Genomic DNA, 11159 nt, shown 5'->3' on the forward strand with positions numbered 1-11159 from the left:
CCGCGTACCCGTGGCGTTTTGAACCCGGCACCCTGCGGGAGGTCGCCGATCAGCCGGACCACCTGCGGTCCGTGCGTGACCGGCTCACCGACAAGCTGGAGTATGCCGAACGCGACTCGATCCGGGCTCGGTTGCTGAGCCTTCGGGCGGTGGTGTCGCGGGTGCTGGGTGATCTGGACTTCGCGCTGGCCGACGGGCGGGCCGCGCTCACGCATGCGGTCGCCACCGGTGAGCTGCGGCGGACCGCGATCGTGCAGGCCCGGCTGGCGAACGTGTTGCGGTGGCGCGGGGACTTCGCGGAGGCCGACCGGCTGTTCGAGGAGGCCCGTTCGAAAGAGCTGCCCGATCGGCTGCGGGCGGAGATCGCCGAGCTGGCGGCACGGTCGGCCGTCGAGCAGGGGCGTCATCTGGAGGCGATGAACCGCTTCGAGGAGGCGCTCGATCTGCGGCGCGGCGAGGATCCCGAGCTGGTGGCGCGGGTCGAGCTGGCGCTGGATCAGGTGGCCGCCGCGGCGACCGAGACGGGCTGGGGGCCCTATCCGCGCACGACCGACGAGATCCTCGGGCGCACGACGCCGCAGCCGCTGGAGAACGGGCAGGCGTTCTCGGAGGGGTACGCGTGGCGGCCCGGCCCGTGGGCGTGGGAGCTGGTCGACGCCGAGCACCGCGTGGTGATCCCGGGCGACGCCGGATATGTGCAGGTGCGGCCGTTCACCGAAGGGCTGGCCTGGGTCTCGCGGGATCCGGCGGGTGGCTGGTTCGCGGTCGACGCGGGCAACCGGGTGATCGTGCCGGGTGGGTTCGAGGAGGTCGGGCCGTTCCGGCACGGGGTTGCTCCGGTACGCCGCGGCGGGTGGGGCGCGATCGACCAGTACGCGCGGGTCGTGGTGGCGCCCAAGTACCGCCGGTTCGCGACGATGCTGACCGGTGGCCGGCGGGTGGACGGGTTCACCGCCGAGGGGCTGGCCGTGGTCGACGCCGGCGACCGGCTCGGCGTGATCGACCGGACCGGGCAGCTGGTCGTCGCGCCGGTGCACGCGGGCCTGGTGATTCACCCGGTGGCGTTCCTGATCGCCGATCGGCGCGGTCGCTGGGGCGCGCTGGACCGCGCCGGCGAGCCGCTGATCGAGCCGGCGCACGCCAGCGAGGCGGATGTGGCGCAGGCAATAGAACAGCTGCTCGCCGAGACGCATCTGGTGCTCTGACCTGGGTATGGTCTCCGAACATGGAGTTTCGTCACCTTGGCCGTTCCGGCCTGCTGATCAGTGAGATCGCCTACGGCAACTGGATCACCCACGGCTCTCAGGTCGAGGAGGATGCCGCCAACGAGTGCGTGAAGGCCGCGCTGGACGTCGGCATCACGACCTTCGACACCGCGGACGCGTATGCGGGCACAAAGGCCGAGGAAGTGCTCGGTCGCGCGCTCAAGGGCCAGCGCCGCGAGGGCCTCGAGATCTTCACCAAGGTCTTCTGGCCGACCGGCCCGGGCCCGAACGACCGCAGCCTGTCCCGCAAGCACATCGCCGAGTCGATCAACGGCTCGCTGCGCCGGTTGCAGACCGACTACGTCGACGTCTACCAGGCGCACCGCTTCGACTACTCGACGCCGCTCGAGGAGACGATGATCGCGTTCGCCGACGTCGTGCGGCAGGGCAAGGCGCTCTACATCGGCGTCTCGGAGTGGACCGCCTCGGAGATCCGGGCGGGCTGGGAGATGGCTCAGGACCTGAAGATCCAGCTGGTGTCCAACCAGCCGCAGTATTCGATGCTGTGGCGGGTCATCGAGGCCGAGGTGGTGCCCACGTCGATCGAGCTGGGTCTGGGCCAGGTGGTCTTCTCGCCGATCGCGCAGGGCGTGCTGACCGGCAAGTACGAGCCGGGCAAGCAGCCGCCGGCCGGGTCGCGGGCCACCGACGAGAAGTCCGGCGCCGAGTTCATCTCGCGGTGGATGTCCGACGAGGTGCTGGGCACGGTGCAGAAGCTCAAGCCGCTCGCCGACCAGGCCGGCCTGTCGATGGCCCAGCTGGCGGTGGCGTGGGTGCTGCAGAACCAGAACGTCTCCGCGGCCATCATCGGCGCGTCCCGGCCCGAGCAGGTCCACGACAACGCCGCCGCCGCCGGCAAGAAGCTGGACGCCGACCTGCTCAAGGCCATCGACGAGGTGGTGAACCCGATCGCCGAGTTCGACCCGGCTCAGACGGTCAGCCCGCCGAAGCGTCCCTGACGCTAGTTGTTGCTCCAGAAGCGCATCAGCTCGAAGCCCAGCGCGGAGAGTCCCGGTTCGACGCCGATCGCCTCGGCGATCCAGTAGACGAAGGTGAAGAAGAACCTGTTGATCTCGGACTGCCAGAGCAGCACGAACAGCAGGATGAAGCCGTACGGCGCGAAGAGGTTGTAGGCGCGCTGGTACGGCGGGCTCAGCCACGGCTGCAGGATGTTGCCGCCGTCGAGGCCGGGCACCGGGACGAGGTTGAGCACGCTGGCGGTGATCTGGAGCACCGCCAGCAGTGCCAGCGCCGCCCAGAACTCGATGTGCTCGGCGCTGCCGGTCAGCGTGCCGTCCTCGACCTGCGGGCCGAGACCGACCAGGAACGGGACGGCCAGGGCCAGCGCGAAGACCACGTTGGTCAGCGGGCCCGCCAGGCTGATCAGCGACTGCCTGGCCTTGCTGCGGATGTGCTCGTGATTGACCCAGACCGCGCCGCCGGGCAGGCCGATGCCGCCGAGCACCACCGCGACGATCGGCAGCACGATGGACAGCAGCGGGTGCGTGTACTTCAACGGGTTCAGCCGCAGGTAGCCACGGTCGGCCACCTCGTGGTCACCGGAGAAGTAGGCGACGATTGCGTGCGCGTACTCGTGCAGGCAGAGCGACAGCAGCCAGCCGCAGATGACCAGCAGGAAGACGTCCACCTTGACGTTGCCGAAGGTCGTCCAGGTCATCCAGCCGCTGACCAGGGTGAGGGCGAGGATCCCCACGAAGACCGGACTGGGCACGAACGCGCTGCGGGGCGCGCGGCGGCCGGCCTGGGAAGCGGTCACTCCGCCGGCTGCAGACTCATCTTGTAGTCGACCCTGTCGTCCTCGAGCAGGCTGACCTGGGTGATGCCGGCGGTGGCTAGCTCACGCCACACCTGGCCGATCCACGACTCCGCGTCGGCCTGGCTGCTGAACGTCTCGGTCGGACCGGCCACCGGCTGCCCGTCGACGCCCTCGTACCGCCAACTCCACGGCATGCGCCGCCCCCTTTGCTTCTTTCCATTGCTGCGGCTTCCACCCTACGGCGTCGCAATGTGCGACCCCGCTTTAAGGTACGAGTCATGTCCGTTGATCGGTGGAACACCGCGCTGGTGCTCGGGGGCATCCGTTCCGGCAAGTCCGCGTTCGCTGAGGCGCTGGTCGCCGACGCCGCGTCGGTGCGCTACGTGGCGACCGCCGCCGGCGGTGAGGACGACCCGGGGTGGATGAACCGGATCGAGGCCCATCAGCGCCGCCGCCCCCAGACGTGGTCCACCGAGGAGACCGGCGCGGACCCGGGCCGGCTGGCCGCGGTGCTGGCCGAGGCGAAGCCGGACGACACGCTGCTGATCGACGACCTGGGCGGCTGGGTGGCCACGCTGCTCGACCCGGCCAACCAGCCGCAGGACGACGTGGAGCTGGTCACCGCCCTGGCCGCGGCGGTGCAGGGGTGCGCGGGACGGGTGGTGCTGGTGAGCCCCGAGGTGGGCTTGTCGCTGGTGCCGGCCACGCCGGTGGGTCGCGCTTTCGCGGATGCCCTGGGTACGACTAACCAGGCGCTCGCCGCCGTCTGCGATCGGGTCGCCCTGGTGGTGGCTGGGCAGACGACGTGGATCAAGCCGGGACCCGCGGCGGCCGAACCGGACGTGCTGGATCCCGCTCCCGCTCCCGCATCCGTTCCCGCGCCGGCGGCGCCCACGATCGTCGCGCCGCCCGCGCAGCCGCCGGTCGAGGCGACGCCGGACCTGGTGGTCCAGCCGGACGTCTCGGCGGCCGACGATGAGGACGTCGTCTTCGAGCCGGGCATGGACCTGCCGATGCCCGACCAGGACGCCGGCCCGGACGCCCGCGACCGCCTGGCGACCCTCGACCTGAGCGGTGGCGGCGTCGGCCCCCTGGCCGAGGCGATCGAGTTCGCGGCCGGCACCCAGAGCACCGCCCAGCCCCGCCCGTGGACCTCTCCCCGCGTGCTGTTGCTGTCGGGCGCGCACTCCGGCGGGGCCGCCGCGGGCGACGATCAGGCCGACGTCGATCGCCGGGTGAACGCCGCCGCGGGCGGCGAGGGCGCGCTGATCCGGCTCGCCGGCCGGGCCGGCGCGGACGTCGCGGTGGTCCGCACACAGCCGTCGAACGCGATGGAGGACGGCCCGGTGCTGTCCGCCGCCGAGGTCGACGAGGCGCTGCGCCGGGGCTGGGCGCTGGCCGCCGCCGCCGCGCGCGACGGCCGGGACGTGCTGGTGATCGCCGCCTGCGGCGTGGGCACGGATGCGGCCGCCGCCGCGGTGCTGTCCGCGACGACGGGCGCCGAGCCGGTCGCCGTGCTGCCGCGCGTGCTGGCCCCCGGCGGGACCTTCGACGACAACTCGTGGATGGTGCGCTGCGCCGCGGTGCGCGATGCGCTGCATCGGATCCGGCACGAGTCGCGCGGCGCCCAGGACATCCTGGCCCAGCTCGGCGGCGCGGACGTCGCCGTGGCCACGGGCGTGCTGCTGGGGGCGGCCGCGCGGCAGCTGCCGGTGCTGCTGGACGGGCCGGTGGGCATCGCCGCCGGGCTGGTGGCGCGCGACCTGGGCAGCCAGGTGCGGCACTGGTGCCTGGTGCCGGACGCGGGCACGTTCGCGCTGGTCAAGCAGGGCGCGGACGTGCTCGGGCTGACCCCGGTCACGTCGCTGGGGCTGGACCTGGGCGAGGGTCTGAACGCGCTGGCCGCGCTGCCGTTGATCAGCACCGCGATCGGGCTGGCGGCCGACCTTCCGGTGCATCCGGCGCTGCTGGCCGGGCACGACGATTGACGGACTGCGCCTGGCGCTCACCACGCTGACCGTCCTGCCGGTGCGGGCCGGGCGGGTGGATCGGCGGTCCGCCGCGGTGGCGATGAGCGTTGCGCCGCTGGTGGGCACGCTGATCGGGCTGATCCTCGCCGGGGTGCTGTGGCTCCTGCCGCCGGGCCTGGTCGGCGGGGCGGTCGCCGTCGCCGCCGGCGTGGTCCTCACCCGCGGCCTGCATCTGGACGGGCTGGCCGACACGGTGGACGCGCTGGGCTCCTACCGGCGCGGGCCCGAGGCGCTCGAGATCATGAAGAAGCCGGACATCGGGCCGTTCGGGGTCGCGGCGATCGTCCTGGTGCTGCTGGTGCAGGCGGCCGCGATCACGCCGGTCGGCGCGGTGCTGGCCTGGACGGCCGGGCGGCTCGCGATCCCGGTCGCGTGCCGTCGAGGCGTGCCGGCGGCCCGGCCGGAGGGGCTGGGCGCGCTGGTGGCGGGCACCGTGCCGGCGCCGGTGGCGGCCGGCCTCGCGATCGCCGTCGGGGTCGCCGCGGTGTGGGCGGTGCCGGGCCGTCCGTGGCAGGGCCCGGCCGCCGTCGCCGCCGCGCTGCTCGTCGTGGTGCTGCTGGTGCGGCACGCGGTACGCCGCTTCGGCGGCATCACCGGCGACGTCCTCGGCGCCGGCGTGGAGCTGGCCACGACAGTCACCCTGATCGTCCTGTCCATCCAGTGGTTGCCCAGGAGGCCATCCGGGCTGCGGATGGCCTCCTGCGCTACCACTTTTCGCTTGCCGCCGGCGAGGGCGACTAGCGGACCGTGGTCTGGACGAACGGGGGCTTTGTCAGGACGGCCTCGGCGCGGCGGCCGCGGATGTCGATCTCGACCGTGTCGCCGTCGGCCAGCCCGGCCGCGGTGTCGATCAGGGCGAGGGCGATGCCCACCTTCTTCGTGGGCGAGAACGTGCCGCTCGTGGTCTCCCCCACGGCCGTGCCGCCCGCGTACACCGTCATGTGGCCGCGCGGCACGCCGCGGCCGGTCAGCTCCAGACCGCGCAGCGTGCGCCGCGGGCCCTCCACCTTCTCCTTGAGCAGCGCCTCCCGGCCCCAGAAGGCCGGCTTGGACCAGCCGACCGCCCAGCCCGAGCGGGCCTGCACCGGGCTGATCTCGAGGCTGAGCTCCTGGCCGTGCAGCGGGTAGCCCATCTCGGTGCGCAACGTGTCGCGGGCGCCGAGGCCGCAGGGCCGCACGCCGTTGCCGACCAGCGCGTCCCACACCGGGCCGGCCTGGTCCCACGGGAGGACCAGCTCGTAGCCGACCTCACCGGTGTAGCCGGTGCGGCACACGACGGCCTTCTCGTCCGCGCTGAAGGACATGTAGTCGTGCTCGGTCGGGAACCCGAGGGCCCGGACGGCCTCGCCCGAGGACGGGCCCTGCACGGCGAGGATCGCGTACTTGGTGTGCAGGTTCGAGACCGTCACGCCGGACGGTGCCGCGGCGGCGAGGCGGTCGACCACATCGGCGGTGTTCGCGGCGTTCGGGATGAGGAAGACGTCGTCGTCGGAGAACAGGTACGCGATCATGTCGTCGACCACGCCACCCGACTCGTCGCAACACAGGGTGTACTGCGCCTTGCCCGGCGCGATCCGCCCGAGGTCGTTGGTCAGGCACTCGTTCACGAACGCCGCCGCGCCCGGGCCGACCACCCCGGCCTTGCCCAGGTGCGACACGTCGAAGACCCCGGCGCCGGTACGCACCGCGGTGTGTTCCTTGAGCACGCCGCCGCCCGAATACTCCAGCGGCATCTCCCAGCCGCCGAACTCCGCGAACTTCGCGCCGAGCGCCTCGTGCCGGTCGTGCAGGGGAGATCGCAGAAGCATGGAGTCAACTTACCGGTGGGTGAGCATGTGGTTAGAGTCGCGGGGACACCAGCCGCCGGAGCCGGGCCCATGAGGCGCCTCCGGCACAAGACGTATTCGGAGAGCCCGAGTGACCCAGCCCAGTCTGCGCCTGGTCGACACCGACCCGGCCGAGTTGGCCGTCGACGCCATCGTGATCGGCTTGCACAAGCAGCCCGACGAGGACGGTGGGCTGCTGCCCGCGGCCGGGGCGGAGAGCATCGCCGCCGCCTTCGACGGCAAGCTCACCGCCACGCTGGCGCTGCTCGGCGCGACCGGCGCGCCCGGCGAGGTGACCAAGCTGGCGACGCTCGGCACGGTGACGGCGCCGCTGGTCGTCGCGGTCGGCCTGGGCGACGAGCCGTCCGGGTCGGCGCCGGCCGAGGAGACGCTGCGCCGGGGCGCGGGCGCCGCGGTGCGGGCGCTGGCCGGGAGCGCGACGGTCGCCCTGGCGCTGCCGCTGCCGGACGACGCGGACGCGCCCGGGGTGCTGCGCTCGATCCTGGAGGGCGCGCTGCTGGGGTCGTACCGGTTCGCCGGATACAAGACCAAGCCGCAGCCGGGCCGCCGTGAGCCGGTGTCCGCGCTGCAGGTGCACGTGCCGGATGCGGGCGACGACGCGGCGCGGGCCGAGGTGGACCGGGCCGCCGTGGTGGCCCGGGCGGTGCGCCTGACCCGCGACTGGGTCAACACCGCGCCCAACGACCTGCGGCCGCCGGCCTTCGCCGAGGCGGTGGCGGATGCGGCCAAGGGCACCGGGCTCGAGGTCGAGGTGCTCGACTTCGAGCAGCTCAAGGCCGGGGGGTACGGCGGGATCGTGGCGGTCGGCCAGGGTTCGGCGGCCGAGCCGCGGCTGGTGAAGCTCTCGTACACGCCGGCGGGGGTCGCCGATCCGAAGCGGGTCGCGCTGGTCGGCAAGGGCATCACCTTCGACACCGGCGGGATCAGCATCAAGCCCGCCGCGGGCATGTGGGAGATGAAGTCGGACATGGCCGGCGCCGCCGCCGTCGGGGCGACGATGCTGGCGATCGCCGCGCTGCGCCCGGACGTCGCGGTGACCGGTTACCTGGCGATGGCGGAGAACATGCCGTCGGGTACGGCGTACCGGCCGGGCGACGTCATCACGATGTTCGACGGCAAGCGGGTCGAGGTGCTGAACACCGACGCCGAGGGCCGCATGGTGCTCGCCGACGCGATCGCCCGGGCCTGCGCGGACGGCACCGACTACCTGTTCGAGGCGTCGACGCTGACCGGCGGGCAGGTGGTGTCGCTGGGCAAGCGGATCAGCGGCGTGATGGGCGACCCGGCGACCTGCGAGCGGGTCAAGGCGGCCGGCGAGTCGGTCGGCGAGCCGGCCTGGCCGATGCCGCTGCCGGACGAGGTCCGCAAGGGCATGGAGTCCGACATCGCGGACATCTGCCAGACGAACTCGTCGATGGACCGGGCGGGGCACATGCTGCAGGGCGGCGTGTTTCTGCGGGAGTTCGTGGCGGACGGCGTCGACTGGGCCCACATCGACATCGCCGGCCCGTCCTTCCACAGCGGCGAGCCCACCGGGTACTGGACCAAGGGCGGCACGGGCGTGCCGGTGCGTACCTTCCTGGCCCTGATCGACGACGTCGAGGTAAACGGGTAACGCGCGCGATCGCCCGCCGGTGAGATGGCCCGGCGTTCTTCGACGGACCGCGCGGGGTTTGCGGGGACGGCGGAGAACGGCGAGTCATCTCACCGGGTCTAAGGGCGATCGCCCGGAGGAGCGGAGCGACGACCAGCTAGCTCGGCCGGCGCTTCTGGCGCTCGTTGTAGTCGCGCATGCGCTGCGGGTAGCCCATCAGCTTGATGTCGTAGATCGGCATCGACAGCTGGTGGGCGAACTTGCGCGCGGCCTCTTCCGACCCGACTCGCCGCCGGGTCCACTCGCCGTCGTGTGCCACGAGCAACAGCGTGGTCTCGGTCACCGTGGTGCGCGGCTCGATGAAACCCTCCACACCGCGACGAGACCGGACAAACTCCGCAAGGTGCTCGAGACCGGCACGATCCGCCTGCCGATCGGCCGTACGACCCGGCTCCCTGCGCCGACGGAACCAGGCCACCGAGCCCTCCTCACGCCATCCACAGCCCCGCCACCGCCCTTAACCGGACTGAAGGCTGTCTCGATGTCGGCAAGGGTACCTATCGACGGCATGTCGTAGGGCACCTGAGTGCATTGATCGGTTCCACAAGTGACAAGATGGGCTGGACGACTGTGACCGTTTCGCGCGCGTGACCCGCGGCGGAACAAAAGGAGTTGACCGTGAGCCAGCCGAACGGCGGAACCTTCGACATCGTGATCCTCGGGGCCGGCAGCGGGGGGTATGCCGCCGCGCTGCGTGCCGCCGAGCTGAATCTGTCCGTGGCGCTGATCGACAAGGCCGAGCTGGGCGGCACGTGCCTGCACCGCGGATGCATCCCGACCAAGGCGCTGCTGCACGCCGCCGAGATCGCCGACCAGACCCGCGAGAGCGAGCAGTTCGGCGTCAAGGCCGAGCTGCTGTCGATCGACATGGCCGGGGTGAACTCGTACAAGGACGGCGTGGTCGCCCGCTTGTACAAGGGCCTGCAGGGCCTGCTCAAGAACGACAAGATCACCGTGGTGCAGGGCGCCGGCAAGCTGGTCGCCGAGGACACCGTCGAGGTGGACGGGCAGCGCTACACCGGCCGCAACGTGATCCTGGCCAGCGGCTCCTACTCCCGCTCGCTTCCCGGCCTCGAGGTCGACGGCAAGCGCGTGCTGACCAGTGAGCACGCCCTCAAGCTCGACCGCGTGCCGAACTCCGCGATCGTGCTCGGCGGCGGCGTGATCGGCGTCGAGTTCGCCAGCGTGTGGAAGTCGTTCGGCGCCGACGTGACCATCCTCGAGGCGCTGCCCCGGCTGGTCGCCGCCGAGGACGAGGAGATCTCCAAGGCGCTGGAGCGGGCGTTCCGCAAGCGGAAGATCAACTTCAAGGTCGGCAAGCCGTTCGAGAAGGTCGAGCACACCGAGAACGGCGTGCGGGCGACGATCCAGGGCGGCGAGACGGTGGAGGCCGAGGTGCTGCTGGTCGCGGTCGGCCGCGGCCCGACGACCAAGGACCTGGGGTACGAGCAGCAGGGCGTCACCCTCGACCGCGGCTTCGTGATCACCAACGAGCGGCTGCACACCGGGGTCGGCAACATCTACGCCGTCGGCGACATCGTGCCCGGCCTGCAGCTCGCGCACCGCGGCTTCCAGCAGGGCATCTTCGTGGCCGAGGAGATCGCGGGGCTGAACCCGGCGGTCATCGACGAGGCGGGGATCCCCCGGGTCACCTACTGCGAGCCCGAGATCACGTCGGTCGGCATCACCGAGGCCAAGGCCAAGGAGAAGTACGGCGACGACAAGGTCAAGGTCTACAACTACAACCTCGGTGGCAACGGCAAGAGCCAGATCCTCAAGACCCAGGGCTTCATCAAGCTGGTCCGGGTCGAGGACGGTCCGGTCGTCGGCGTGCACATGATCGGCGCGCGGATGAGCGAGCAGGCCGGCGAGGCTCAGCTGATCTACAACTGGGAGGCGTTCCCGGCCGAGGTCGCGCAGCTGGTGCACGCGCACCCGACTCAGAACGAGGCGCTGGGCGAGGCACACCTCGCGCTCGCCGGCAAGCCACTGCACGCCCACGCCTGATTCGTCGAGTTCGTCGCGAAGGAGTACTGAGTTATGCCGGTATCGGTCACCATGCCGCGGCTGGGTGAGAGCGTCACCGAGGGCACCGTCACCCGCTGGCTGAAGCAGGAGGGCGAGCGGGTCGAGGCCGACGAGCCGCTGCTCGAGGTCTCCACCGACAAGGTCGACACCGAGATCCCGTCGCCGGCCGCCGGCGTGCTCTCCCGCATCGTCGTCGGCGAGGACGAGACGGCCGACGTCGGCAGCGAGCTGGCCGTGATCGCCGGCGACGACGAGGACACCGGTGACTCCGCGCCGGCACCGGCGCAGGCCTCCTCGACGCAGGAGCAGGACCAGGACGAGCCGCCCCTCGCCCAGGAGGAGCAGGCGCAGCGCGAGGCGCAGCCGGCCGAGCAGGAGCAGCCCGCCCAGCAGCAGCCGGAGTCGCAGCCCGAGCCGGAGCCGGAGCCGCAGCCCGAGCCGCAGCCCGCGGCCTCGTCCGGCGGGGGCGGCGGTGGCGGTGGCGGTGAAGGCACCCCGGTGAAGATGCCGGCGCTGGGCGAGAGCGTCACCGAGGGCACCGTGACCCGCTGGCTCAAG

At 72.1% G+C, this 11159-nt stretch carries 10 protein-coding genes and 1 pseudogene; 7 read left to right on the forward strand and 4 right to left on the reverse strand.

What is annotated here, in order from left to right:
* Together AB0M20_RS10520 and AB0M20_RS10525 are read left to right on the forward strand one after the other, a co-directional pair.
* A partial coding sequence (locus AB0M20_RS10520; protein ID WP_364296641.1) for a WG repeat-containing protein occupies positions 1-1205 on the forward strand: 1205 nt, incomplete at its 5' end.
* Positions 1206-1225: 20 nt separating this feature from the next.
* Positions 1226-2224, forward strand: coding sequence for an aldo/keto reductase family protein (locus AB0M20_RS10525; RefSeq protein ID WP_364296643.1), 999 nt, complete (start codon positions 1226-1228; stop codon positions 2222-2224).
* A gap of 2 nt (positions 2225-2226) precedes the next feature.
* Here AB0M20_RS10525 and AB0M20_RS10530 read toward each other — a convergent pair whose 3' ends face one another.
* Together AB0M20_RS10530 and AB0M20_RS10535 are read right to left on the reverse strand one after the other, a co-directional pair.
* On the reverse strand, positions 2227-3042 hold the full coding sequence (locus tag AB0M20_RS10530) for a site-2 protease family protein (protein WP_364296645.1): 816 nt from the start codon (positions 3040-3042) through the stop codon (positions 2227-2229).
* Positions 3039-3236, reverse strand: coding sequence for a hypothetical protein (locus AB0M20_RS10535; RefSeq protein WP_364296647.1), 198 nt, complete (start codon positions 3234-3236; stop codon positions 3039-3041). Before AB0M20_RS10535 ends, AB0M20_RS10530 begins: the two co-directional genes overlap by 4 nt.
* Positions 3237-3320: 84 nt before the next feature.
* Here AB0M20_RS10535 and AB0M20_RS10540 point away from each other — a divergent pair, with 84 nt between their 5' ends.
* On the forward strand, positions 3321-5030 hold the full coding sequence (locus tag AB0M20_RS10540) for a bifunctional adenosylcobinamide kinase/adenosylcobinamide-phosphate guanylyltransferase (RefSeq protein ID WP_364296649.1): 1710 nt from the start codon (positions 3321-3323) through the stop codon (positions 5028-5030).
* A pseudogene (locus AB0M20_RS10545) lies at positions 4999-5730 on the forward strand (adenosylcobinamide-GDP ribazoletransferase); the annotation flags it as partial. The gene AB0M20_RS10540 and the pseudogene AB0M20_RS10545, both read left to right, overlap by 32 nt.
* Positions 5731-5809: 79 nt before the next feature.
* Here the strand turns inward: AB0M20_RS10545 and gcvT are convergent.
* Complete coding sequence (gcvT, locus tag AB0M20_RS10550; protein ID WP_364296651.1) at positions 5810-6880, reverse strand: glycine cleavage system aminomethyltransferase GcvT; 1071 nt, start codon at positions 6878-6880, stop codon at positions 5810-5812.
* Between the two features lie 109 nt (positions 6881-6989).
* On the opposite strand from gcvT, the gene AB0M20_RS10555 reads away from it, so the two are divergent.
* Positions 6990-8534, forward strand: coding sequence for a leucyl aminopeptidase (locus AB0M20_RS10555; protein ID WP_364296653.1), 1545 nt, complete (start codon positions 6990-6992; stop codon positions 8532-8534).
* Between the two features lie 136 nt (positions 8535-8670).
* Here AB0M20_RS10555 and AB0M20_RS10560 read toward each other — a convergent pair whose 3' ends face one another.
* Positions 8671-8991, reverse strand: coding sequence for a hypothetical protein (locus tag AB0M20_RS10560; protein ID WP_364296655.1), 321 nt, complete (start codon positions 8989-8991; stop codon positions 8671-8673).
* Between the two features lie 200 nt (positions 8992-9191).
* On the opposite strand from AB0M20_RS10560, the gene lpdA reads away from it, so the two are divergent.
* Positions 9192-10580 carry a dihydrolipoyl dehydrogenase gene (gene lpdA / locus AB0M20_RS10565; protein ID WP_364296657.1) on the forward strand — a complete coding sequence of 463 codons (1389 nt, stop codon included), beginning with the start codon at positions 9192-9194 and terminating at the stop codon, positions 10578-10580.
* Between the two features lie 33 nt (positions 10581-10613).
* Positions 10614-11159 (forward strand): biotin/lipoyl-containing protein (locus tag AB0M20_RS10570; protein ID WP_364296659.1); only part of this gene is annotated, 546 nt, incomplete at its 3' end.

The sequence above is a fragment of the Actinoplanes sp. NPDC051633 genome, from assembly GCF_040681735.1.
Lineage (GTDB): Bacteria > Actinomycetota > Actinomycetes > Mycobacteriales > Micromonosporaceae > Actinoplanes.